Annotated in this window: 20 protein-coding genes and 1 tRNA gene; 12 read left to right on the top strand and 9 right to left on the bottom strand. The window is 48.2% G+C overall.

All coding sequences use genetic code 11. The features are described from left to right. Positions 1-275: 275 nt before the first annotated feature. Both EOO50_RS11035 and kdsB read left to right on the top strand, forming a co-directional pair. Complete coding sequence (locus tag EOO50_RS11035; protein ID WP_290840069.1) at positions 276-1691, top strand: ATP-binding domain-containing protein; 1416 nt, start codon at positions 276-278, stop codon at positions 1689-1691. A 174-nt stretch (positions 1692-1865) separates the two neighbouring features. Further along, on the top strand, positions 1866-2600 hold the full coding sequence (kdsB, locus tag EOO50_RS11030; protein ID WP_290840067.1) for a 3-deoxy-manno-octulosonate cytidylyltransferase: 735 nt from the start codon (positions 1866-1868) through the stop codon (positions 2598-2600). Here the strand turns inward: kdsB and EOO50_RS11025 are convergent. Both EOO50_RS11025 and EOO50_RS11020 read right to left on the bottom strand, forming a co-directional pair. Then, positions 2592-4547, bottom strand: coding sequence for a hypothetical protein (locus EOO50_RS11025; RefSeq protein WP_290840065.1), 1956 nt, complete (start codon positions 4545-4547; stop codon positions 2592-2594). The genes kdsB and EOO50_RS11025 overlap by 9 nt on opposite strands. A 93-nt stretch (positions 4548-4640) precedes the next feature. Beyond that, positions 4641-5615 (bottom strand): endo alpha-1,4 polygalactosaminidase, encoded by a 975-nt coding sequence (locus EOO50_RS11020; RefSeq protein ID WP_290840063.1) that lies wholly within the window; start codon positions 5613-5615, stop codon positions 4641-4643. A 149-nt stretch (positions 5616-5764) separates the two neighbouring features. On the opposite strand from EOO50_RS11020, the gene EOO50_RS11015 reads away from it, so the two are divergent. Beyond that, positions 5765-6328: a fasciclin domain-containing protein gene (locus tag EOO50_RS11015; RefSeq protein WP_290840061.1), complete on the top strand. Its 564-nt coding sequence runs from the start codon at positions 5765-5767 to the stop codon at positions 6326-6328. Between the two features lie 270 nt (positions 6329-6598). Here EOO50_RS11015 and pheT read toward each other — a convergent pair whose 3' ends face one another. After that, positions 6599-9022 carry a phenylalanine--tRNA ligase subunit beta gene (gene pheT, locus EOO50_RS11010; RefSeq protein WP_290840059.1) on the bottom strand — a complete coding sequence of 808 codons (2424 nt, stop codon included), beginning with the start codon at positions 9020-9022 and terminating at the stop codon, positions 6599-6601. Between the two features lie 459 nt (positions 9023-9481). Between pheT and EOO50_RS11005 the strand changes: the two genes are divergently transcribed. The 5 genes from EOO50_RS11005 (at position 9482) to EOO50_RS10985 (ending at position 13566) form a co-directional block, all read left to right on the top strand. Then, entirely contained in the window at positions 9482-11011 is a 1530-nt protein-coding gene (locus EOO50_RS11005) for an aldehyde dehydrogenase family protein (protein ID WP_290840057.1), read from the top strand. A 244-nt stretch (positions 11012-11255) separates the two neighbouring features. Further along, the gene (locus tag EOO50_RS11000; protein ID WP_290840056.1) at positions 11256-11630 is read left to right on the top strand and encodes a DUF779 domain-containing protein; all 375 of its coding nucleotides are present in this window, start codon (positions 11256-11258) and stop codon (positions 11628-11630) included. Between the two features lie 26 nt (positions 11631-11656). After that, positions 11657-12577: an AraC family transcriptional regulator gene (locus tag EOO50_RS10995; RefSeq protein WP_290840055.1), complete on the top strand. Its 921-nt coding sequence runs from the start codon at positions 11657-11659 to the stop codon at positions 12575-12577. A gap of 279 nt (positions 12578-12856) precedes the next feature. Continuing rightward, on the top strand, positions 12857-13213 hold the full coding sequence (locus EOO50_RS10990) for a helix-turn-helix domain-containing protein (protein ID WP_290840054.1): 357 nt from the start codon (positions 12857-12859) through the stop codon (positions 13211-13213). Positions 13214-13218: 5 nt separating this feature from the next. Next, positions 13219-13566 (top strand): nuclear transport factor 2 family protein, encoded by a 348-nt coding sequence (locus tag EOO50_RS10985; RefSeq protein ID WP_290840053.1) that lies wholly within the window; start codon positions 13219-13221, stop codon positions 13564-13566. Positions 13567-14334: 768 nt separating this feature from the next. Here the strand turns inward: EOO50_RS10985 and EOO50_RS10980 are convergent. The 3 genes from EOO50_RS10980 to EOO50_RS10970 all read right to left on the bottom strand — a co-directional run bounded on the left by EOO50_RS10980 (position 14335) and on the right by EOO50_RS10970 (position 17190). After that, positions 14335-14415, bottom strand: a tRNA-Tyr gene (locus EOO50_RS10980). Between the two features lie 129 nt (positions 14416-14544). Continuing rightward, complete coding sequence (locus EOO50_RS10975; RefSeq protein WP_290840052.1) at positions 14545-15690, bottom strand: TlpA disulfide reductase family protein; 1146 nt, start codon at positions 15688-15690, stop codon at positions 14545-14547. Positions 15691-15780: 90 nt separating this feature from the next. Then, complete coding sequence (locus EOO50_RS10970; RefSeq protein WP_290840051.1) at positions 15781-17190, bottom strand: MBL fold metallo-hydrolase; 1410 nt, start codon at positions 17188-17190, stop codon at positions 15781-15783. 131 nt (positions 17191-17321) lie between these two features. Here EOO50_RS10970 and EOO50_RS10965 point away from each other — a divergent pair, with 131 nt between their 5' ends. Together EOO50_RS10965 and EOO50_RS10960 are read left to right on the top strand one after the other, a co-directional pair. After that, on the top strand, positions 17322-18443 hold the full coding sequence (locus EOO50_RS10965) for a hypothetical protein (protein WP_290840050.1): 1122 nt from the start codon (positions 17322-17324) through the stop codon (positions 18441-18443). Between the two features lie 184 nt (positions 18444-18627). Continuing rightward, positions 18628-20091: an AAA family ATPase gene (locus tag EOO50_RS10960; protein WP_290840049.1), complete on the top strand. Its 1464-nt coding sequence runs from the start codon at positions 18628-18630 to the stop codon at positions 20089-20091. A 66-nt stretch (positions 20092-20157) separates the two neighbouring features. Here EOO50_RS10960 and EOO50_RS10955 read toward each other — a convergent pair whose 3' ends face one another. Further along, complete coding sequence (locus EOO50_RS10955) at positions 20158-20373, bottom strand: hypothetical protein (protein ID WP_290840048.1); 216 nt, start codon at positions 20371-20373, stop codon at positions 20158-20160. 219 nt (positions 20374-20592) lie between these two features. Here EOO50_RS10955 and EOO50_RS10950 point away from each other — a divergent pair, with 219 nt between their 5' ends. After that, complete coding sequence (locus tag EOO50_RS10950) at positions 20593-22551, top strand: endonuclease (protein ID WP_290840047.1); 1959 nt, start codon at positions 20593-20595, stop codon at positions 22549-22551. A gap of 9 nt (positions 22552-22560) precedes the next feature. On the opposite strand, the gene EOO50_RS10945 is transcribed toward EOO50_RS10950, so the two are convergent. Continuing rightward, complete coding sequence (locus tag EOO50_RS10945; RefSeq protein WP_290840046.1) at positions 22561-24771, bottom strand: PAS domain-containing protein; 2211 nt, start codon at positions 24769-24771, stop codon at positions 22561-22563. A gap of 30 nt (positions 24772-24801) precedes the next feature. After that, positions 24802-24990: a hypothetical protein gene (locus EOO50_RS10940; RefSeq protein ID WP_290840044.1), complete on the bottom strand. Its 189-nt coding sequence runs from the start codon at positions 24988-24990 to the stop codon at positions 24802-24804. A gap of 115 nt (positions 24991-25105) precedes the next feature. Between EOO50_RS10940 and EOO50_RS10935 the strand changes: the two genes are divergently transcribed. Further along, the gene (locus EOO50_RS10935) at positions 25106-25948 is read left to right on the top strand and encodes a polysaccharide deacetylase family protein (RefSeq protein WP_290840043.1); all 843 of its coding nucleotides are present in this window, start codon (positions 25106-25108) and stop codon (positions 25946-25948) included. Positions 25949-26000 lie beyond the last annotated feature (52 nt).

Genomic DNA, 26000 nt, shown 5'->3' with positions numbered 1-26000 from the left:
TGTTTTAGAATTTTACGACTTTCGATGAGAAAGCTGTTTCTGATTTCGCATTAAGAAAATCCAACGTGGTAAAAATTCTAAATTTGCATGCCGTAATGACGATTGCCAACGAGAATAGTCCGAAATTTGCGCTAATCCGCTAATCCGCTAATCCGCTAATCCGCTAATCCGCTAATCCGCTAATCCGCTAATCCGCTAATCCGCTAATCCGCTAATCCACTAATCCGCCAATCCGCCAATCCGCAAATCCGCCAATCCGCTAATCCAACAAAAAAATGTCTTTCCTCAACCTTCTCCGCCGCAATTTCCCGTTCGAACCCACCGCGAAGCAGGATGTTTTCTTCCAAATGGTAGCCGATTTCGCGACGAACGAGAATCTCGAGGAAATGTTCGTACTCAAAGGTTATGCGGGAACCGGAAAGACGACGGTGATCTCGACGCTCGTGAATTCGCTGCCTGAAATCCATAAGAAATATGTGTTGCTCGCTCCGACGGGTCGCGCCGCGAAAGTCATTTCAGGTTATTCGGGCAAGCAGGCGCAGACGATCCACCGCAAGATCTATTTCCCGAAAAAGGGCAGTGGCGGCGGCGTGCAGTTTACGCTGATGCCCAACAAACACACGAATACTATATTCATTGTGGACGAATCTTCGATGATTTCAGATTCAGGAAGCGAGTCGAAGTTCTACGAAAACGGTTCGCTGCTTGACGATCTGATCGAATATGTTTACACGGGTAAGAATTGCAAGATTTTGCTTTTGGGCGACACGGCCCAGTTGCCGCCGGTGAATTCCGAGGTCAGTCCCGCTCTCGACATCGACGGTTTGGCGCGGAGTTACGGCATGCGGATTCCGTTTATCGAGTTCGACGAAGTCATGCGACAGGCCGAGAAATCGGGAATCTTGTACAACGCCACCGAACTCCGGGAATTGCTGCGCGACGATTTCATCACCGATTTCAAGTTCGACGTGAAGCACTTCAAGGACATCATCCGTTTGACCGACGGGTACGACATCCAGGACGCGATATTGTCGGCTTACGGCAACTACAGTATCGAGGACACGGCATTCATCGTGCGGTCGAACAAACGCGCGAACCAATACAACCAGCAAATCAGGATGCGCATCCTCGATCGCGAGAACGAATTGAGTACGGGCGATTATCTGATGGTCGTCAAGAACAATTATTTCTGGCTCAAGGAAACCGATGAAGCGTCGTTTATTGCCAACGGCGACATCATCGAAGTACTCGAGATTTTCGGCATAAAGGAATTGTACGGATTCAATTTCGCGCAGGTAAAAGTCCGAATGATCGATTACCCGAACCAGCGCCCGTTTGAAACCGTGTTGCTTCTCGACACGCTAACCAGCGAATCACCGTCGCTCACCTACGATGAATCGAATCGCCTGTACCAAGCCGTTCTCGAGGATTACGAGGACGAACGCGCCCAATATCGCAAACTCCAAAAAGTAAAGGCGAACGAATATTTCAACGCGCTCCAAGTCAAATTCTCGTACGCGATAACCTGCCACAAATCCCAAGGCGGACAATGGAACACGGTCTTCATCGAACAACCGTACCTGCCCGACGGCATCTCGCGCGAATATGTGCGGTGGTTGTACACGGCCGTGACGCGCGCAAAGGATAAGTTGTATTTGATTGGGTTTGGGGATGAGTATTTCGAGGAATAGTGCAAAGTGCAAGGCGCAGAGTGCAAAGTACTGGATCGCGGTTATGAAGGGTAAATTTTCTCCGATTCACGTAAGTCTTTACCAGCTTTAGAATTTACGAACAAACTCGTAACTTGCGCGTGAATTTGTGACCGAGTGCTTTTTACATTGCACTTTGCACTTTGTACCCACAAAATGAAAACCATTGCCGTCATCCCCGCCCGCTACGCCTCAACGCGCTTTCCCGCCAAACTCATGCAGGATCTCGGCGGAAAAACCGTGATCTTAAGAACATATGAAGCGGCCATCGGAACCAAATTGTTCGACGATGTGTTCGTGGTCACCGATTCGGAACTGATCTACAACGAGATCATTTCGCACGATGGAAAAGCGATCATGAGCATAAAGGAACACGAGTCGGGCAGCGACAGGATTGCCGAAGCGGTGGCCGACATCGACTGCGACATCGTCGTGAATGTCCAGGGAGACGAACCGTTCATAGACAAGGAACCGCTCGAAAAAGTGCTTGAATTATATCAAAATGATCCGGGCCGACAAATCGATCTGGCGTCACTCATGATTGAAATTACCAGCGAGGACGACATCAACAACCCTAATATCGTCAAAGTCGTCACCGACCAAAGCGGATTCGCGCTGTATTTTTCGCGTTCTCCAATTCCGTTCCCGAGAGACAAAGATGCAGGCGCGAAGTACTATCGCCACATCGGGATTTATGCGTTCCGGAAACAGGCGATCATGGATTTCGCGGCACTTCCGATGAAATCACTCGAGGCGACCGAAAAACTCGAACAGTTGCGTTATCTCGAATTCGGGAAACGCATCAGAATGGTTGAAACGTCGCACGCGGGGATCGGGATCGATACGATTGAAGATTTGGAAAAGGCGCGAAAAATGCTTGGATTACTCTGAAATTTCGGCTGGAGGCGATGGTTTCGATTGCGTTGATTTTAGCATTTCGCTCATTCCTGAGAATGTAGCTTCCTCTTTTCCTACCCATTCGTTTTTCCTTTCCTTAAATTCCCGGTTCATCGGTTTGAAACGCATCTGTGAATATTCGGCAATCACGCCGCCGCGATCTTCATCTGCGCGATAGGCGACGATTTGGTACGAAAAAGTTACGTTTGACTGGCCGTCTTCCTGTTCACCGACTTCGAAACCCGTCGCGGATTTATTGAAAACATAAAGTCCTTTGCACTTGCCTTCAGGTTGGATGAAGATTTTCACCGGATGCGAACTGTCGACGCGGATATTTCTGGAAAGGATAGGGTCGAGGTCGATTTTCGCATGTCCGTTAACCAATGTTCCGACGCCGTAATCCTGGAACAACGCCTCAGGCGCTTCAGGCGCGACCATGATGCGATCTTTGTGTTGATCGTCCTTGACGAGTGTTGAAACCGCTCCGTATCCGATTATCTTATATGCGATATTATCTATCCAAGCGCCCACGGCTCCCATCGCGGGAACCTGATAATTCGGTCCGCCGTTGTATCCTGAAACATAGAATATACCTCCGATGCGATCGATTGCTGTCGGGGAAATAAATTGTGCTTTTCCTTCAACTCCGATCGCGGTTCCCGCCGCATCAATTCCGTGACCGTTATTTACTTCGACAGGACCGTAATAGGCCAGGTCGCAAAATTGTCCGCCGCTGGTTACGGTAAGTCCTGCAACGTTTTGTGGATAGCCGATGTAAGCTCCATTGTTGCGCGAGATCGTCATTTGGTTCCCTATTGTTCCCGTCACGACATTTCCGCTCACGGTGTTTGGATTACTGTTCACGTTGAACGAGAAATTTCCCGCTGTCGGATCGAAATTCAGGAATCCAGCGTAGCCGGTTGGAGCCATTTGCCGCACACCGGCGTTGTAATAACTGTTGAAATAAATGCCGGGCCAATCGGTCACAAGCGATATGCCGAATGAATTCTGGTACTCGTTAAACGTAGCTACCGTATTTCCAATCGCTCCTTGTACTTGCAGTTGCGCTCTGTCGGGACTAGAAATTCCGAACCCGACATTTCCACCATATTCAGGAACAATCAAACCGTGATTGAAACTACCGTTTTCGCCCGAAAAATAACCGCCTATGCGTCGACCTCCGTAACCATTCGCCATTCCGCGCACGCCCACTGTGGTCGCAGTGCCTCCGTAACTTTGTCCGTAACCTTCAACGCCTATGCTTCCTCCTAATCCATAAACGCCGATTCCTGATCCGGGAATCTGATAATTGCGGCCGTAAACAGCAGAGGCGTTCACAATTGTGCTGAATGTTTCTCCTACGATCGCGGTCTGGTTCGGCGCAAATACATTAAACCGCCCGGTTGGTGTGCTCGTTCCGATTCCGACGCGGCCTGTGTTTTTGATGCGCATCCGTTCCAGGTTCGCTGTCCCGAAAACAAAGTCGAGATTGTCGGTCGTCCCGACGAAATTCTCGGAAGTGGCGATCGGTGTCGTGCCGTACGTCGCGGGAACTGCCGGTTGTACCGTGGAAGCGTCGCCCGTCAAACTCCAGCCTTTGCTTGCCGAAATTCCGATCCAGGCCGTTCCGTTCCAAAAGTAGAATCCCGGGGAAACGCCCGTCGCGCCCGCAACATTGGCTGTGTTATAAACCAACGTCGAGATTTCGAGTGCGCCGCCCTGTGGATTCGTGACAGGCAATGCGTTTGCGGTCGACGTCAACGCGACGCGAGGCACGAGCATTCCCGAATCGGTAGAGGCTATTTCCAAGGCGGCCTTTGGTGTTGTCGTTCCAACCCCGACCTGGGAACTGGCGACCGTCGGAAAAAGGAAACATAAAAGGGAAAGGGCAATCGGCAATGTCGGGCCGATCGATTTGAATTTCGTAGTCGTATTTTTCATCGTTGCGGATTTTGTCAGGATAAACCTAATGCGATCCGACGCGGGATTTTTACGCCGATAAACGAACTGCGTGTTCGGGTAAACAAATGGAAATTAGTTGTATAAATAGTGGTAGGCTTCGGTATTATCGAGATACGTACCGTCAAACCCGGCGTCGATGATTCGGAACAGATAAGACGATTGCGAACCGTAAATTATCGATTGCCACTCCTTGTTCCAGAATTCCACATAGTATTCGCCTTCGTAACCTTCGTAGGCTTTCTTGATCCAATCGGGTTTTCCGACTTTCCAGCTTGTTTGCCAGTAGTAACGCCATTTCTCAGCCGAACCGATATTCATGTAGCAGATCACCAAACGCTTTCCGCCGTCTTTTTTCTGTTTCAACGACGCAACGTCGGCTTTACTCAATTGTTCCTCGTCGTAGAAGAGATCGACGATGAGCAAATCGAAATTCGTATCGGCAAGCGCTTTCAGGTAATCTTCCTTCGAATCGAATTCCTTGGGATTGATGAGATACAAATAATTGCGAACCTGATCCATATTGGTTACATCGTCCTGGTTTTCATTTCGGATGCGCTCCGGGATATGCGAATAAATATAGTTCGACTTCATCCTGATAAACGGTACGAAGCCCGCATCGAGATTCATGTTCGCTACTTTGTTGATCACGTCGCTGTCGGGAATATATTCAGAAACCAATACTTTTCGGTCGTTCTTCAGCGCATCCAGAAGTGCGACGCGGGACGAATCGATTTCGCCATCCTCCGTGTAGAAAAGCTCTTCGACTCCGAATCCGTCGACCGCCTCGATGTACTGATAATTCTTGCCTTGCTTAGGTTTTAGGTTGGTATACGCCAACACCGACCCGTTTTGAGGAATGATATTGAAACCAGGTTTCAACGCCTTGGCATACTTCGAGAGCTTGATCACGAATTTTTGCATGGCGACGCCCGCATCGGCTTCGTGCGCCGGGTTGGATTTCCTGGCCTGCGTGGTTTCCTTTCGGCCACACGCGACAATAGTAAGAAGTAGGAAAAATGGTAAAAAAAGCGCGCTGAAGCGTTTCATTCTCAGGGATTTCAAAAACAGCCCAAAAGTAGAGATTAATTACGGCTTTACAAGCCACTATTTCAATTGTACGCAAAAAAAATCACGCGCCCAAAACCAATTCCCAAAACGCTGCGTAAATGCACTTACAACAATTTAAACAACAAATTATGAAAACTAGAAATTTTGTATCAGCAGCAGTCTTGGCCGTTACGGTCATGTTTACGTCGAATCAGGCTTCGGCACAAGAAAAAACGGTAATGGTTGGCGGCGCGGCCATGTATCCGTCAAAAAATATCGTGGAGAATGCCGTGAACTCGAAAGACCACACGACATTGGTCGCAGCCGTAAAAGCAGCCGACCTCGTTGAAACGCTTTCGGGAAAAGGCCCATTTACCGTTTTCGCCCCGACGAACGCGGCTTTCGACAAATTACCGAAGGGAACAGTGGAAACCCTGCTGAAACCAGAAAACAAAAAAATGTTACAAGGCGTGCTTACATATCACGTGGTCGCCGGAAAATGGAATGCCAACGACATCGCAAAAGCTATAAAAGCGGGCGGAGGCAAAACAGAGCTTAAAACAGTACAGGGCGGAAAACTCTGGGCAATGATGGATGGGAAAAAATTGGTATTGAAAGATGAAAAGGGAATGACTTCAACCGTAACCATTGCCGATGTGAATCAATCTAACGGTGTGATCCATGTGGTCGACGCCGTGTTGATGCACAATTAAGAGTATGTTTAACCCAGATTTGGTGAGAAACCTTCGAGAAATCGGAGGTTTTTTTTGTTGATAATGCCACGTTTAAGTTTTACACAACCATTGATTCTGCCCGAAATACACTCAGAGAAGAATATAGGTTTTAAACCTGTAAAATAAATTACCGTTAAGGGCATTAAGTTCATTAAGCATTTCTACTCTTAATGAACTTAATGCCCTTAATGGTTTAAAAAATATTGTTTCGCAAAATTCCGATTGGTAAACTCGCAGCTGATAATTCAGTTATCTCAATGTCGCCCCAAGCTGCGTCTCAAAATTCTTCTGCAATTTCCCCATGATCTTATCGATCTGTTCGTCGGTCAACGTCTTGGTCGTGTCCTGCAAAATAAACGAGACCGCATACGATTTCTTGCCTTCGGGAAGGTTTTTTCCTTCATAGACATCGAACAGGTTCACGTCCTTCAACAAGCCTTTTTCAGTTTGGCGCGCGATGCCGTAAATCGCCTCGAACGCTACATTCTGATCGACGAGCAACGCGAGGTCGCGGCGTACTTCAGGATACTTTGGAATGTCGGTAAATTTGATTTTGTTCGTGACCAATTTGAGCAATGCGCTCCAGTTGAAGTCGGCGAACAAAACTTCCTGTTTGATATCGAAGTGTTTCAAAACCAGTTTTTTGACGGTTCCGAACTCAACTATAATTTCAGTTCCGACGGCGAGCGCTATCCCTTCAGCGAACACGTCATTTTCGAGCGGTTGTGTCTGCAATTTTTCGACACCGAGACGCGACAAAATCCCCATTACGAATCCTTTGAACAAGAAAAAATCCGATGGTTTCTGGCCCGCAGTCCAGCTCTCCGAATTACGGTTTCCGGTAGCGAAAAGCGTCAGGTGTTTTTTCTCGGCGTAGGCCGATTCGAAATTGTGGTAGCTTTTTCCGAACTCGAACAAACGCAGATCGGAATTCCTGCGGTTTATGTTGTATGAAACCGCTTCAAGCCCCGAGAACAAAAGCGACTGTCGCATCACCGACAAATCGTTGCTTAACGGATTCAGCATCGTAACGTTTGCCTCGGCCTTCAACATGTCTGAAAGCGCGATGTATTCGGGCGTCGTAAGCGAATTCGCCATCATTTCGTTGAAACCTTGGGAAGTCAGCTGGCCGGCAACGATATTCTGTACTTTATAATCCTCGGTGCGCGCCGAATTCGAGACGGTCGCGTTGAGTTTCTTCGTGAAATTGATGTTGTTGTAACCGTAAACACGCAGGATTTCCTCGACCACATCGATTTCGCGGTTCACGTCGACGCGATAGGATGGAATAGTCAATCCAAGATTCGCGTCCGATGAGTTGTTGATCTTGATGTCGAGCGACGCCAAAATCTTCTTGATCGTATCTTTAGGCAATTCCTGGCCGATGAGTTTCGCGGCCTTCGCAAAGTTCAGGACGACTTGGAAATCCTCGATTTTCTTAGGATAAAGGTCGATGATATCTGACGTCACTTCTCCGCCGGCGACTTCCTTAAGCAATAAACACGCGCGTTTCAACGCATATTCGGTGATCGTCGGGTCGATGCCGCGTTCGAAACGGAACGAAGCATCGGTATTCAGGCCGTGGCGTTTCGCCGTCTTTCGGATCGAAACAGGATTGAAGTAGGCGCTTTCCAAAAAGATCGAAGTCGTCGATTCGGTAACTCCTGAATTCTGTCCGCCAAAGACACCCGCGATGCACATCGGGCCTTTGTCGTCGCAGATCATAAGATCTTCTTCGTGAAGCGTGCGTTCCACACCGTCGAGCGTCGTGAATTTGGTTCCCGCAGGTAGCGTTTTCACGCAGACTTTCCCGTTTATTTTCGAGGCATCGAACGCGTGGAGCGGCTGTCCGAGTTCGTGCAGCACGTAGTTCGTCACGTCGACGATGTTGTTTTTTGGTGTGAGTCCGATCGCCTTCAAACGGTTTTGCAACCATTCGGGCGACGGTTTTACGGTAAGTCCCGACATCGTCACGCCGCAATATCTGGGCGCTAACTTGTTGTCTTGTACGGTTGCGTCGATTTTGAGGACTTTCCTGTCGATCCTGAAATTAGAAACCGACGGCGTGATCAATTCCACGTGAACGTTTCGCTGCAACAATCCCGCGCGCAAATCACGTGCAACGCCAAAATGGCTCATCGCATCGGCGCGGTTCGGCGTCAATCCGATCTCAAAAACCTCGTCGTTCTCGATCTTGAAGACGTGTGCTGCGGGAGTTCCGGGTTTCAAAGCTTCATCCAAGACCATGATGCCGTCGTGGCTCGTGCCCAGTCCGAGTTCGTCTTCGGCGCAGATCATTCCCCAGCTTTCCTCGTCGCGGATTTTTCCTTTCTTGATCACGAACGATTCGCCGTTGCTCGTATATAATGTCGTGCCGATGGTCGCCACGGGAACTTTCTGTCCTTCGGCAACGTTCGCGGCTCCGCACACGATCTGCACGGGCGCATTGCCATCGCCAAGATCGACGGTAGTGATTTTCAAACGGTCGGCGTTCGGATGCTGCCTTGTCGACAAAACATGCCCGACGACAACGCCCTCGAGCGCACCTTTCACCGATTGGTATTTTTCAACGACTTCCACTTCGAGTCCAAGGTCGGTAAGCAGGGCGGCGGTTTCTTCGCTTTTCCAGTCGGTCTTGATGAATTGTTTGAGCCAGTTGTAAGAGATTTTCATATTGGAATTTTAAAGGGGCAAAGATAGTTGAGAATTGACAATTGACAATGGATAATTGACAACGGAATTAACAATTTATAATTAACAATTAAGAATTAACAATTAATAATTAATGGTTTGATTGGGGCGTCACGGCGGCATTTGGGTTTGCGGTCGGTTCACGAGTATTTCGCCGCCGTCGGGCTGCCCGCTTTTATCTTTTCTCGTTCCTCAAAAAGGATAGCCGCTCGCATCCCTGACGCGTGAATCGGTCCACATCGCGAGTCGAAATCCAAAACGCAAAATCGGTCAACACCTCCAAAATCCATAAATCCAATTCCGTAAATCTGAATTCCGTAAATCTGAATTCTGTAAATCTAAATTCCAAAATCTGAAAACTTCGTGCTACTCACTGACCGAATAATGCTACTCCTAAATCGATTGCGTAACTACATTTGGGAAAATCAAATTATCCAAATTATGAGCGAAGTAGCAACAGAACCAGCAAACAATGTGGCGCAACGGCCGCAGTTCAAAGAGAAATACGGGAATTTTATAGGCGGCAAGTTCGTCGAGCCCGCAAACGGAAATTATTTCGACAACAGTTCCCCGATAGACGGCAAGAATTTCACGCAAGCCGCGCGTTCCACGAAAGAAGATGTCGAAAAAGCCATCGACGCCGCTCACGAAGCGTTCAAGACTTGGGGAAAAACGTCGGCGACATATAGAAGCAATCTAATGAATAAGATCGCCGACCGCATCGAGGAAAACCTCGAATATCTAGCGGTCGTCGAGGCCATTGACAACGGGAAGGCGATCCGCGAAACACGTGCCGCCGATTTACCTTTGGTGATCGACCACTTCCGATATTTCGCAGGCGTGATCCGTGCCGAGGAAGGCGCCGCGGCCGAACACGACGAGAATACGTTGTCGTTGATCATCCATGAACCGCTAGGCGTCGTCGGGCAAATCATTCCATGGAACTTTCCATTACTGATGGCGACCTGGAAGATCGCTCCCGCAATCGCCGCAGGAAACTGTTGCGTCGTGAAACCCGCCGAGCAGACTCCGACTTCGATCATGGTCTTGATGGAATTGTTGCAGGATTTGGTTCCTCCCGGAGTAATCAATATCGTGACGGGTTTCGGGCCTGAGGCTGGAAAACCGCTCGCACAATCGGAACGCATCGCGAAAGTTTCGTTTACGGGCGAAACGACTACGGGACGTTTGATCATGCAATACGCGTCAGAAAACCTTATTCCCGTGACTATGGAATTGGGCGGGAAATCACCGAACATTTTCTTCTCGTCGGTCGCCGACAAAGACGACGAATTCTTTGACAAGGCGATTGAAGGCGCGGTCATGTTCGCATTGAACCAAGGAGAAGTCTGTACGTGTCCGTCGCGAATTTTAGTGCAGGAAGATATTTACGACAAATTCATGGAACGCGTCGTGGCACGCACGAATGCGATCAAGATCGGGCATCCGCTCGACGGAACCGTAATGATGGGCGCACAAGCCTCGAACGACCAATACGAAAAAATCCAGTCGTATCTCAAAATCGGGAAGGAAGAAGGAGCAGAGGTCTTGGCCGGAGGCGACGTGAACAACCTCGACGGCGAACTTTCGGGCGGTTTCTATATCCAACCTACGATCTTCAAAGGACACAATAAAATGCGCATTTTCCAGGAGGAAATCTTCGGGCCTGTGACGTGCGTAACGACGTTCAAAACCGTCGAAGAGGCAATCGAGATCGCAAACGACACGATGTACGGTCTGGGCGCAGGCGTCTGGACCCGCGATGCGCACGAATTGTATCAGGTGCCGCGAGCTATCAAGGCAGGACGCGTTTGGGTGAACAATTACCATGCGTATCCGGCTCACGCACCGTTCGGAGGTTATAAAAAATCGGGCTTCGGACGCGAAAATCATGCGATGATGTTGTCGCATTACCGCCAGACGAAGAATATGCTCGTTTCATATGACAAAAATAAGTTGGGCTTCTTTTAATAGAAATTAGTTGGTTCGTAAATGCTCGGTGGTTCCAACTGCTGCCGGGCATTTTTTATTTTCGGTTGATTCGTTTATTTATTCCGCTGCGCTCCATCAGTTCGGCTACGCCTCGGGTGTTTATGCGTTTATTTGAATCGATCTCTAGCGTCGACGTTCGGATACTTTCGTGAACAAATAAAAGCGTGTCATCGGAAGGCAAGTACTCAAATCAACAAATCAACAATTCAACAAATCAACAACAATGAACCCACGAATCTCCCTAACCCCCGCAGCCTTCGATCTCATCGAACAACTAAAATCCCTCCACGGCGAGCTCATGTTCCATCAAAGCGGCGGTTGTTGCGACGGATCGCAGCCGATGTGTTTCGAGAAAGGCGATTTCCGGCTCGGACAGAGCGATGTCTGCCTCGGCGAGATCGACGGATGCGAATTCTGGATGAACAAGGACCAGTTCGAATATTGGAAACACACGCATCTGACGATCGATGCGTCCGACGGGAGAGGTTCGAGTTTTTCGCTCGAAATTCCGCTCGGGAAACGATTCATCACGCGTTCGAGATTGTTCACCGAAGAAGAGTCGGCCGACCTCGAAACCCTGAAATTTGTCGAGGATTAACTGAGAATATTTCGTACTTTACACGCATGAATCCGCGCAAGACTTTACTTCACGCACCGTTGCTCACACACGAGAAATCGCTCAAGACGCTTGTCGAGAACCGAACCGTGTATTCGCTCAACAACTGCGAGTTGAACTTGTTCGAGACGTATCAGGAATCCCAGCTCGTGCCTTTGAAATTCAACGATCTCGTCGTGACGAGCATGTTGCGTGGCAAGAAAGTCATGCATTTGTTCGACGATCCCGAGTTCGATTATCTGCCGGGTGAAACCGTCGTGATTCCGTCGAATGTCGAAATGAAGATCGACTTTCCCGAAGCGACCCAGGACAATCCGACGCAGTGTTTGGCACTCGCAATCGACCAGGCGAAGATTTCGGAAACGCTGCATTTCTTGAACGACCGCTATCCCAAGGAAGGCGGCAAACCGTGGCAACTCAACCACGACAATTACTTTTTTTACAACAATGTCGATCTGGCAACGACGATCAACAAACTCATCCGCGAATGTATGAGCACCGATGTGACCAAGGACGCGCTCGCCGACTTGACGTTGCAGGAGTTGCTGATCCGGATCGTGCAGACGCAAACTACGAAGGCGATCGAGCACGATATTTTCAACGAGCCCAACCATCCGATCGCGAATGTGGTCGATTATATCCGAAAAAATCTTACCGAAGACATCAGCCTCAAACGTCTCAGCGACCGCGCGTGCATGAGTACGACGTCGTTTTATCGGTTCTTCAAGCGGGAGCTCGGTATGAGCCCGATCGAATTCGTACTCAGTGAAAAGATCCGACATGCGAAACAACTGCTCAAGAATCCGGGAATACAAATCAACGAAGTTTGTTATTTGTCAGGGTTCGAGGATTCGAATTACTTTATCCGTTTGTTCAAGAAACATGAAGGCATTACGCCGAAGCAGTATCAGTTGTTGCAGATGAACTGAGTCGAAAGTTGAAAGTCGAAAGTGTAAAGTTGAAAGTCGAAAGTCGAAAGGCGGAACGGATAGGCTGCGAGGTTTCATTAGTTTTCTTCAGTTGCAATCCTTAATTCTCTCTCTGTTTTTGGTATCTTGTTTACGAATTTTATGCGTAAACTCTATTTTTATATTGTTGATTATCAGGAATGTATTTGAAATGTCATATCAATGTCGCATCAAATACTGCCCAAATATTTCCTCGTTTTTCAAGTTACCCATATTCTTGCAATGGAATTCAAACGAATCATGAAACAACCCGTCTTAGGTAAAAAAGTTTCCGAACTGCGCCTCGCAAAAGGCATGACGCAAAGTGAACTCGCTGAGAAATGCAACATCAGCCTGCGCACGATACAGCGCATCGAATCGGCCGATGTGATGCCGAGAAGCCACACCGTGAAACTCATTTTTTCCCATCTCGGATTTGAAATCTACGATTCGCCCGAAAACCAAAATCAGGATGCCGTAAGCCTAAAAGAATGGCTCGCGGATTTGTTTAACTTAAAAACGAATACGATGAAAAAAGTGACGATTTTATCAATTCCGTGCTTGTCGCTTTGGCTTCTATTTTTGGGATTCAATGCAAAGGCGCAAACAGCAAGGTAGAGCAGATGCTCAACGAATCGAACGCGAATCTGGTAACGTGGTTCAACGCAGGGAAGATTGATTCGGTGGTATCGCTTTATGCGAAGAATTCGGTCGTGGTTCCGCCTCACAAAAACGAATTGCGCGGACACGAGCAAATCAAGGCGTATTATCAGGAGATGTACGATTTAGGTTTCAGGATGTCCGAAAACAAATCGAAATCGATCGAAGTGACCGACACCGTGGCGATCGATCGCGGCGTCTGGGCCGGAATCGCCAATGGTAAGATTTCGGGCGTGTATTTGACGCAGTGGAAATTGGTCGATGGGAAGTGGTTGATTTGGAATGAGATGACGGGGTTGGGTGGAGATTAGATGTAGTTATTAATATTGTGTTTCCGGTTAGCGGATAGGTTTGTGACAATTTTTGTTGAGTTTATTTTTTGTAACACATTTTGTGACAAGTTATTTTTATTTATTTTTTTGTAACAGAAGAATCGCGAAACTTTAATGTAGCGGCGTTGTTCTTTTTGAATCGGAATTGGTTGGTAAGCGTGGTTTTTCTATGACGTTTGAGATTATTTTATCATCATCATAAACGGAAGTCCTGCCCAATGAAAAGTTTCAAATCGCAACCGAACTAAATTGTTCTCAAAAAATCGAGTGTGAAAACAATTTTTGTGGCAAGGTTTCCCTGAGGACGTTGCAGGATTAGTTCATGTTTCTGAGTAAGGGAAGCCGTACTCGAAGCAAAAGCCTATAAAAATTGCAATCAAGCGAAGTTGTTTCCGAAAAGCCGAATACGGAAATGATTTTGTGTCACATTTTCCCTAATCGCTTAATAACAATTAAATGACCAAGGTAAGAATTGTTGTGGCACGGTTTCCCTGAGGACGTTGCAGGATTATTTCATGATCCTGAGTAGGGGAAACCATACCTAAAGCAAAACCCTATAAAAATTGCAATCAAGCGAAGTTGTTTCCGAAAAGCCGAATACGGAAATGATTTTGTGTCACATTTTCCCTATGGACGTTGCAGGATTATTTCATGATCCTGAATAGGGAAAACCGTACCCAAAGCAAAACCCTCTAAAAAATTACAATCAAGCGAAGCTTGTTGCATTTTTTAGAGGGTTTCACTTTGTGGGAAGAGCAGGATTCGAACCTGCGAAGGTTTCCCAACGGATTTACAGTCCGTCCTCGTTGGCCGCTTGAGTATCTTCCCGTGGCGTAACGGCTGCAAATATACCAACAGTTTCGTGGTTTGCAAACCTTAGCGCGATTAAATTCGGAACTAATTTTTAAAACTTTGGCCTACAGTAAAATAAAAAATCCTCCAGGCCGGAGGATTTAATTATTTCGGAACGTCGGGCTTCGCAAGCCATTCGTTGATCTTTGCTTTGAGTTCTTCGCCGTGGAGATTTTTACCGACGATGATGCCATATTGGTTTACCACGAAACTCGCAGGGATTTCTTCGACTCCGTAACGTTTCGCGATCGGATCCTTCCATTCCTGAAGGTTTGAAACTTGCGTCCAGGCCAGTTTGTCATTTGCGATTGCCGCTTTCCAGTCGTCGGCCTTGCCCGGTCTGTCAAGCGAAACTCCGATGATGTTCAAGCCTTTCGGGTGCAATTCATTGTAAATCGCAACGAGCTCCGGATTCGCTTTTCTACACGGTCCGCACCATGAAGCCCAAAAGTCGACGATCGTTACTTTGCCGCGTTCCGCTTTAAGGGAAACCGTTTTTCCGTCGGGCGTCGGGCCTGAAAATTCAGGAGCACGTCGGCCGATTTCGACCTTGTTGTTCTCGTCGAGGATTTTCTTGAGTTTTTTGGCCGCTTTGGTTTTCTTCAATTCCGGATCGAGCGCGTCGTACATTCCTTGAATTTCAGGAATATTCGGCTCAAAATTGGCGCGGAAACGACTTTGGATAAGCAAGATCGTGATGAAAGATTTCGGATGGTCCTTAATGTATTTGATCGTTTGGGTCTCGCTCTTTTTCTGCAATGTCTCGAATTCTTTCCTCAATTTATTTTGGGTGACCGTGTCCTTGGCCTGCATCGCCTGCATGAATTTCTGCTGGTTCTTCTTTTGGAAGTCCATCAATTCTTTTTGCAGTTTCACGCTCATTTGCCCGAATTCGCTCAATTGTTCGTTGTTGTAACTTCCTGAGATCTTATTTTTGAAAACGCTGTCCTTGTCGACTTCGATGTCGATTTCAGCATTTTCGACTACAAGGAACGACTTGTCTTTCACTGATTCGATCTGTAACGAATACATGGCCGGTTCAGTGATATTGCCTTGGAATTTGAACTTACCTTTTTCAATTTTCGCCGTATCGACCGCGACAGTCCCGAGCGAATCGTCCTGACGTTGCAAAATGACGTTTTTCCCGTCGACGCCTTTGACTTCTCCGTTAATGATGAATTCGTTTACGCCTACCTTGCTGCAGGAAATCAACAGCGCCGGGATAAGCAGCGCAAAAAGAGCTTTTTTCATTTTAATGATTTTGTTTTTACGGTTGCAAATGTATCTAAAAATAAAAGCCGCAGGATTTTTAGCGGCTTAAATTTTTGTTAGAAAGTTCGGTTATTTCGATCCCGATGCGCAACTGGATTGCGTAAGCCCGACATTGGTTTTTCGAATCCCCGCCATGCCTTTTTCGACATTCGTGAAATTGTGGATGCCGCGCGATTTGAGTATCGAGCCCATGATCACCGAACGATAGCCTCCGGCACAATGCAGGAAAAATTCGTCCTTGGGCAACCCGACGAAATTCTCGTTTACCGTGTCGAGCGGGAAATTCATTGCTCCATCCACGTGCTCGGCTTCGAATTCCCCGGGTTTGCGCGAATCGATCACTTTGGAATCCCCGTCAAATTTCGACGCGAATTCCTCGGACGAAATCGAATCCATCGCATCGGTTTCGAATCCCGCCGATTTCCATGCTTCGATGCCGCCTTCGAGATAACCCAGAACGTGGTCGAAACCGACTCGCGATAATCTCGTGATCGCTTCTTCTTCTTTTCCGTCAGGCGTAACGAGCAGGATCGGTTGGTTCACGTTCATTAAAAGTGCTCCGACCCAAGGCGCGAAACCTCCGTGCAGTCCGATGAAAATCGAATTCGGGATATGCGATTTCACGAATTCATCCTCGTGACGTACGTCGAGCACGATCGCGTCGGTCCCGTTCGCTGCGGTCTCGAACGCTTTTGCCGACAACCCTTTTTTACTTTTTGTGATCACCGAATCGAGGCTTTCGTAACCTTGGATGTTCAATTTTACGTTTTGCGGGAAATAGGCCGGAGGCGCACCGAGTCCGTCGAGCAGTTCGGCAATGAACTCGTCTTTGGTCATGTCGGCGCGCAACGCGTAATTCGTTCTCTTCTGGTTTCCGAGCGAATCGGTCGTTTCCTTACTCAGGTTTTTTCCGCAAGCGCTTCCGGCTCCGTGACTTGGGTAAACCGTCAGGTCGTCGGCCAAAGGCATGATGCGGTTGCGCAACGAGTCGTATAAATAGGACGCGAGTTTTTCCTGTGTCAGTTCCGATGCCATTTCCTGTGCGAGATCCGGCCGTCCGACATCTCCGATGAACAACGTATCTCCGGTTATGATGCCGTGTTGTTTGCCGGTTTCATCTATGAGCAGATAGCACGTGCTTTCAAGAGTGTGTCCTGGCGTGTGCATCGCTTTGATCGTATAATCGCCGACTTTGAATTCCTCGTTGTCGGTTGCGATGTGCGCGTCGAATTCAGGTTGTGCCGTGGGTCCGTAAACGATTGTCGCGCCCGTTTTTTTCGCGAGGTCCAAATGTCCCGAAACGAAGTCGGCGTGGAAATGCGTCTCGAAAATGAATTTGATTTTCGCGTCGTCCCTGGCGGCCTTGTCGATGTAAGGCTGTACTTCGCGCAACGGGTCAAAAATCGCCGATTCGCCTTTGCTTTCCAGATAATACGCAGCCTGGGCGATACATCCGGTATAAATTTGTTCGATTTTCATGGTGATGGATTTCGGTTTTTTAAACCGCCATAAAAGTACGGATTTTTACCCAATCGGAGATTTCGGATTTAACGAAAAATTAGTATCGGTTCATCGCTCGCCACGCGCATTTTCGCGTAATTTTATTGGCTATGGACAACCAACGAAAAAAAGGGTTTTTCTTTCATTCCTACAAAGCACCCGATTTGTCACCGTTCGACAAGCTGTTCGAGATTTTCAGCGAATTGATCACTCATACGTCGGGCGATCTGGACGAAGCGCTCGACTGGCTTCGCGAACTCGATTCGGAATACAAGCTCACGACCAAAGACTATTCGATTGACGACTTCATCGAGGACCTCAAGAAAAAAGGCTATATCCGCGAGGAAATCCAGGACGATGGAACGCCCGGGCTCGGCATCACGGCCAAGACCGAACGCGCGATCCGCAAACAGGCGCTCGAGCAGATATTCGGAAATCTTCAAAAACGCGGATCGGGAAACCACAAGACGAAATTTGCGGGAAGCGGAGACGAACATACGGGAGAATTCCGCGAGTATCATTTCGGGGACAGCCTCGAGCGGATTTCATTGACCGAAAGCCTTCGCAACGCCCAAATCAACAACGGAGCTGAGAATTTCCGTTTGACCGAGAACGATCTCGTCGTCGAAGAAGCACGGTTCAAGGCGCAGATGAGCACCGTTTTGATGATCGACATCAGCCACAGCATGATCTTGTACGGCGAAGATCGCATCACGCCCGCCAAGAAAGTCGCGATGGCTTTGGCCGAACTCATCACGACGCGTTACCCGAAAGACACGCTCGATATCCTGGTTTTCGGAAACGACGCCTGGCCGATAGCGATCAAGGATTTGCCGTATCTAAAAGTCGGGCCTTATCATACGAATACGGTCGCGGGCCTGCAACTGGCGATGGATATCCTGAGACGAAAACGCAACACCAACAAGCAGATCTTCATGATTACCGACGGGAAACCAAGTTGCGTGCGCGAGCGCGACGGTTCCTATTATATGAACAGCAACGGCCTCGATGATTATATCGTGGATAAATGTTATACCCAGGCGCAACAGGCGCGAAAACTGCACATTCCGATCACGACGTTCATGATCGCCGACGATCCGTATCTTCAACGGTTCGTGTCGCATTTTACCGAAGCCAACCAGGGAAAAGCGTTTTATACCGGATTAAAAGGTTTGGGCGAGATGATTTTCGAGGACTATGAGGCGAATAGGAAGAAGCGGATTAAAGGGTGAATTGATAATTGACAATTGACAATTGATAATTAACAATTAACAATTAATAATTAACAATGCTTTTTTGGATATCGGGTTCGTGTCTTCGTGTCTTCGTGTCTTCGTGTCTTCGTGGCAAAAAAAAAATTAAAAAACTTAAAGCCTTCGAGACTTTGTGTCCTCGTGTCAAAAATTAAAAGAAAATATGAAAATAGAAAGCATACAAACATTAGGCGAACTCAAAAAAGCCAATTACCGATCAAAGTCGATCAAAGACGAATTGCGCGACAACCTTCGCCAAAAAATCAAAGACGGACAACCCACGTTCACGGGCATCCACGGTTTTGAAAATACCGTAATCCCTGAACTCGAACGTGCGATCCTGTCGCGTCACAATATCAATCTTTTAGGATTGCGGGGCCAGGCCAAGACGAGGCTTGCGCGCTTGATGGTGAATCTGCTCGACGAATGGATTCCGGTTGTCGAAGGTTCTGAAATAAACGACGATCCGCTCAATCCGATCTCACGTCACGCGAACGATGTGATCGCTGAAAAAGGCGATTCCACACCGATCTATTGGCTGCACCGCAACGATCGCTTTTTCGAAAAATTAGCGACGCCCGACGTCACCGTCGCCGATTTGATCGGAGATGTAGATCCTATCAAAGCCGCGAACCTGAAATTGTCGTACGCCGACGATCGCGTGATCCACTTCGGTATGATCCCGAGGGCGAACCGTTGTATTTTCGTGATCAACGAATTACCCGATCTGCAGGCGAGAATCCAGGTAGCTTTGTTCAACATCCTGCAGGAAGGCGATGTGCAGATCCGAGGATTCAAAGTCAGGATGCCGCTCGACATGCAGTTCGTGTTTACTGCAAACCCTGAAGATTACACGAATCGCGGAAGTATCGTGACCCCGCTCAAGGATCGCATCGGTTCTCAAATTTTGACGCATTATCCCGAATCGGTTGCGGTCGCACGCACGATTACCGAACAGGAAGCGAAACTCGACAAACGTCAGGAGGAAAGCGTGCACGTGCCGTCGTTGGCCAAAGATCTGCTCGAACAGATCGGGTTCGAGGCGCGCGAAAGCGAATATGTCGACGGGAAAAGTGGCGTGAGTGCGCGCATGAGCATCACCGCTTACGAGAATCTGTTGAGTACGGCCGAGCGTCGGGCGTTGAAATCGGGAGTCGATAAAACCAGCGTTCGCCTGTCGGACTTCATGGGAATCATTCCCGCGATCACAGGAAAAGTGGAGTTGGTCTACGAAGGCGAACAGGAAGGCGCGGCATTCGTCGCACAAGGATTGATCGGCGATTCGGTCAAGACGTTTTTCCCGACGCTGTTCCCGAAAATCGAAAAACTCGAACGCGAAAAAGACGTGAATCCGTACAAGGAAACCGTGGATTGGTTCTTTGCCGAATCGGGTTTTGAATTGCCCGACGATTGTTCGGATGCCGAGTACAAAAAGCAACTCGACGAAATTGCGCCGCTGAACGATCTGATAAAAAAATACCAACCTGATACGCCGAAAGAAGACATCTATTTCTTGAAGGAATTCGTGCTTTGGGGATTGGTCGAATACAACAAACTGAGCAAAGATCGCTTTACCGACGGGTTTCAGTTCAAGGATTTGTACGGAAGTTATATCAGTAAACTATAAATGAAACAGTGGCCGATTCGCAAAAACGACGGTCACTTTTTTATTTAAATCGACTGGATTTTAGGCCTATTTGCAGTTCTCAAACTCCGATTTCGCATGTTCCAGTTCATTCATCGTGATGGTCATGTCGAGTGTGATTTGTTTGAGTTCGCGCCTGAATGTGGCGTCTTCAGGACTTTTTTCCAGTTTCTGTCGCACTTTTTGGAGTTTGTCCTCGAGCAAACCTATGGTTTCGCGTGCTTTTCGTATTTGTAGTTCGTATTCCTGACAGGGCATTTTCATACGCAAATCTTTTGTTTGGGTGTTTGGTGATACTAAAATACCTACTATTACAGTTTCTGGCAATAACTAAAACATGGTATATTGTATTTATCCCTAAATCAAGGGATAAAATCTTACAGCAAAAAACATATTTAACACGTTTACAACGTCGTTTTAATCCAAACCGTATCTGATGGAATGTTTTATCGCGTAAATTTGCAGCGACTAAAATTTCCCGGAATGCTAAAAAATACCCTGCTGTTTTGGCTTTTGTTGCCATTTATCGGCACTTCGCAAGTTGTAATCAACGAACTCGATTCGGATACTCCGAGTACCGATGACAAGGAATTCATCGAACTCAAATCAGATGTTCCCAATTTTTCACTCGACGGTTACGTGCTCGTTTTCTTTAACGGCGCGACTAACAGCAACAAGAGTTACTTCACTATCGATCTTGACGGTGTCGTCACCGATGTGAACGGAATCGCGCTCATCGGAAACGAACTTGTGTCACCGGTTCCCGATAAATTATTCGCGACAAGCATCATCCAGAATGGTCCGGATGCGGTTGGTTTGTATTTGGGAAATCCGTCCGATTTTCCGAACGACACATTGGCTACGACCGCGAATCTCATCAGCGCTTTGGCGTACGACACCAGCGACATCGACGCGACCGCGCTCATGACATTGCTTGGGTTGACGGTCCAATACAACGAAGACGAGAATGGGCAAGGCACGACACAATCGGTTCAGAGAAAGCCCGACGGAACATACGAGACCAAAAATCCAACGCCGGGCGCCAACAACGACGGGTCGGGCGTACTATTCAACGGCGTTACGATTTCAGTGAATCCGACGGCTTACGAAATTGCTGAAGGCGCGTCGTTCACGATCACATTTACGACCCAAACGGCCGTGACTTCGAATCTTACATTTAATTTTACATTGGTCGGCACAAACTTCAATTTGTCTGATTTTACGGGAACGACCACGGTTACGATTCCAACCGGCGCCACGACTTTTTCGACATCGATCACGATTACCGACGATTCCCAAAACGAAGGCGACGAGATTTTCAGGATCCGTTTCGGAACGCTCCCGACAGGCTATAACCGACTCAACGACAACATTTCCAAAATCGTAATCGACAACGACTTTACCGTCGGAACTTGGGGCACGCCCGTGAATCCTACGTATGGCGTAATCGCTCCCACAACTCCCGCAGGTTATTATGCGTCCCTCGAAGGGAAAGCCGGGGACGTATTGAAACAGGCGATCCAGGATATTATCGCGAATCCGGCTGTGGTTCACGCGCAGAATTACGGCGACGTGACCGACATTCTCACGATCGCCGATCAGAACCCGTTGAACAGCAATCAAGTGTGGTTGATGTACGTGGAGCAGGGACGCGGCAAGTATAAATTCCAATCGACCGCAAGTAACGTCGGTTCGTGGAATCGTGAGCACATTTTCCCGCAATCTCGCGGTTCGTTCATGGACGGCACGAGTTCGACGCCCGACGGAATCAACGTTTGGTTGCCCACGAGCGCCGATGATTTGCTCGCTGGTCATGCCGACGCGCATCACATCCGCGCCGAGGACGGACCTGAAAACACGCTTCGCAGCAACCGCGATTACGGCTCCGATTACAACGGTCCGGCTGGAAACGCAGGCAGTTGGAAAGGCGATGTCGCGCGCAGTTTGTTCTACATGGCCGTCCGATACAACGGTTTGAATCTCGTCGACGGCAACCCGACCGATACCGCCGGAAATAAAATTATGGGCGACCTCGCGTCCCTGCTGACCTGGAACCACAGCGATCCGCGTGACGATTTCGAGATGCGCCGCAACAACATCGTCTACGAATGGCAGGTGAACCGCAATCCATTTATCGATTATCCCGATTTGGCCGATTATATCTGGGGAATCCACGCGGGCGAACAATGGTTTTCGAGCCTTTCATCAGGTCAATTCGAAGTGGAGAAAGTCGTGATCTATCCGAATCCGACGACAGACAGCATCGCGGTTTCAGGTAATTCGAACGGAACGATTGAAATCTTCAACGTTTCGGGACAAAAAGTACTGGAAACGGTTTATGAACCGAACCGCGAAATACGGCTACAGTTGACTTCTGGACTGTATTTGGCGAAAATAACATCCGAAGGGAAATCGACCGTAAAGAAATTGATGGTCAAGTAATTTTGCCGATTATTTGAATGTAATCACGAAGTTCGTTCCTTTTCCGGGTTCGCTTTCGACGCTTATCGTTCCGCCCATCGCATCGATCTGGTTCTTCGTGATGAACAATCCTATGCCGCGCGAATCCGGGTTGTTGCTGAAGGTTTTGTACATTCCGAAAATCTTGTCGCCGTATTTTTTAAGGTCGATGCCGATACCGTTGTCGGAAATCTTGAGCGACTTGACGCCGTTTTTCCCGATCCATTCGATGTCGATTTCAGGTTGTCTTTCGGCGCTGCTGTAGCGGATCGCGTTCGACACCAAATTCAACAAAATACTCTCAAGATAGGCGGCATTGAACAAGATTTCGACATCGTCGGAAACGTTCACGTCGATGATCGCTTTTTTGGTCACGATCTGTTCCGACAACACCGCCAGCGTATTGTCGATGTATTGTTTCAGGTTCAGGTTTTCAGACACCAAACTGATGTTCGTCTGGATGTTCACGACCTCGTTCAGGTTCGTCATCGTTTCGTTCAACGAGCCTGAAACCGTTCGCAACATGTTGAGCATGTGTTTGCGCTCTGATTCGGATTCCATCGATTCCATCAACGCCGCGATCGACTGGATGTTGCTCGTGTGCGAACGCAAATTGTGCGACACGATGTACGAGAAATTCTGCAGCCTTTTGTTTTGTTCGATGACGAGTTTCAGCGATTCGTTGAGTTTTTCCTCGGATTCCTTTTCCTTCGTGATATCGAGCATGATGCCGCGCACGAACGCCGGTTTTCCGTTTTCCTTGACGACGTTCACGTAATCGCGCACCCAAATATAGTCGCCGTCGCTTTTCATGAAACGATATTCGAATTCGAACTGGTTGTGTTCCTTTACGTTTTCCTTGTAGTCGCGCAACGCTTTCGCACGGTCGTCGGGATGCAGGTGTTTGGTCCAGAAATCATTTTCCGACAACCATTGCCGGGTTGGGTAACCTGTGATTTCCTCGGCTTTCTTGTTGACGAACGTGATGTTGTCGCTCGTGAAATCGCTTTCCCAAACCACGCCGTCGATCGTATTGATCAGCGATTCGATGCGCTGTTGGGACGTGTAGATGATCTTCTCGGCGTTTTTCCTGTCGGTGATGTCTTCGGTCGAAATGATTACGCGATCCAGGTCGTCCTCGTATCCGCGCATCACCGTCCATTGCAGGAACAGTTCGCGGTCATTGCCGTTTCCGTCACGCATTCTCGTATCCATCGTGGTTTGCGACAATTCCATGCAGACCGCGGTCAATTGCTTGATGAACGCGTTTCGCGTTTCCTTGCCGATTATCGCGTCGAGATTCGTGCTTATCAGTTCTTGTTTGGTTTTGGGCGTGTGGAGTTTCAGGCATTCGTCGTTGACGTTGATGATCGACACCAATTTGAGACAGTTCTCTACGGTTTCGGGATGCATCCTGAAATAATTCAACGCGACGTCGGGCGCACAGCCGATCAGACCGAGTTTGCCCAAATGCGTTTTTACTTTCGAGAAATCTTCTTCCCACAAGGCGACAGGCGAATCGTTGAAGAGCGCTTCGAATCTTGCTTCGCTTTGTCTCACGGCCTCAGCGGGTTTTTCGAGTACGATCGCGAGCACGAACCCAAAGAGCACGGCGAGTATCAACCCGAAAAATACGATCGGAAGTACGGGCCAAAGCGGGCCGTATTTGTTTTTCGAGATCAGGTAAAGTTCCCAGCCGCCGTCGGGAATCGTTTTGGATGCGTAATAGCTTTTTGAAAGATCGACCGAATCGGGCAGGAAAAACTCGCGTTTCTTCGTGACGGGATTGAGTTTTGCGAGCTGGAAATAATAGCGGCTTTCATCGATCGCGTGGATTCCGGAAACCTGATACAGTTTTTCGGTTCGAATCACGACGGCCGAAAATCCCCAGAATTTTCCGTTTTGATACACCGGCAATCGCCCGATGATGCCGCTTCCGCCTTGCTGCAATTCCAGTGGACCCGCGAAATACATCTTGGCAGAATGGAGCGAACGCATGGCTTCGTCGCGATGGTCGGGCGAATTCAAAATATCGAAACCCAAGGCAGGTCCGTTGCCTGACATCGGATAAATATAGGTGATCACGCCGTTCGGCACGAGTTCGACCGCGTCGATCAATGTGTTGGATTCGAGCAATTTCGCCCCGATCTCGTCGAAATTCTGAGGCTTGCCATCGTCGCTTACGGTAAGTGCGAGCGTCAATGTCGTCGTATAGCAGTTCTTGATCGATTGTTAGAGGTTGCGGTGCACGACATCGAGCATGTTGTACATTTCGCGCTTCTCTGAATTCCGCGACATCTCGTATCGCTGAAATGCGATGATGCAAACGATCACGGTCAGTAAAAGTGAAACGAGCAATCCTGAAATTCGGGGTCTTTTAAGAAACCAGTCGAAGTAATTTCGTTGGAATTTGGCGCCCATGCAATGGTGGTATCGGTTTGGTTAGCGAGGTTAAATATAGGTATTAACTTTAACCTAACATAGCGCAACCCGTACCACGAGCGAAAAATTCATTATTTTCACGAAAATCAAAAACATGAACAAGGTTTTGTTTGCATTATTATTATCGGGAGCTTGTTGCTTCGGACAGCAAAAAGAGATTCGGCTCATCGTTCGTGGCGACGACATGGGTTACACACATTCAGGCAATGAAGCGCTGATCGAGAGTCATGTGAAAGGCGTCGAAACGTCGATAGAAATCATTGCCGCGTCGCCCTGGTTTCCTGAAGCCGTGAAGCTGTTGCGGCAAAATCCCAATGTCGATGTCGGAATCCATTTGGCGCTCACGAGCGAATGGGACAATATAAAATGGCGCCCGTTGACCCAATGCCCTAGCCTTTGCGACGCCGATGGTTATTTCTTCCCCAAGATTTATCCCGACGCGGCCTACCCGAAACAAGCCTTGCTCGAAAACGCATGGAAGCTCGCTGAGATAGAGGCCGAATTCCGAGCCCAGATCGAACTCGTAAAGAAATACGTTCCGCGCGTGAGCCATATTTCAGGCCACATGAACTGCTCGATGATGACCGATGAAGTCAAGGCGTTGTCGAATCGTTTGGCGAAGGAATACGGGCTTTTGAACGATATCCACAATTCGGATGTCGTCGGGATCGGCTATTCGGGACCCGCGAAAACGTCGGCCGAAAAACTCGCGGCGTTCAAGAAAACAATTGAAACTCTCGAAGCCGGAAAAACCTACATGTTCCTCGATCATCCTGGTTTCGACAATGCCGAATTGCGAGCCGTGCACCACATCGGTTACGAACATGTGGCCGAGGATAGGCAAGGAGTGACCGATCTGTTTACGAATCCCGAGATCAAGAAATTGTTGAAAAAGAGAAACGTCAAACTCATCAGTTACGCCGACCTGCGAAAATAGTTGCCAAACTCAACTGTGTAAATCTTATCGGTTTTGTTGTAAAGATTTCTTC

It is taken from the genome of Flavobacterium sp. (assembly GCF_004211145.1).
GTDB lineage: Bacteria > Bacteroidota > Bacteroidia > Flavobacteriales > Flavobacteriaceae > Flavobacterium.
This window is presented reverse-complemented; position numbering and strand designations above follow the sequence as displayed.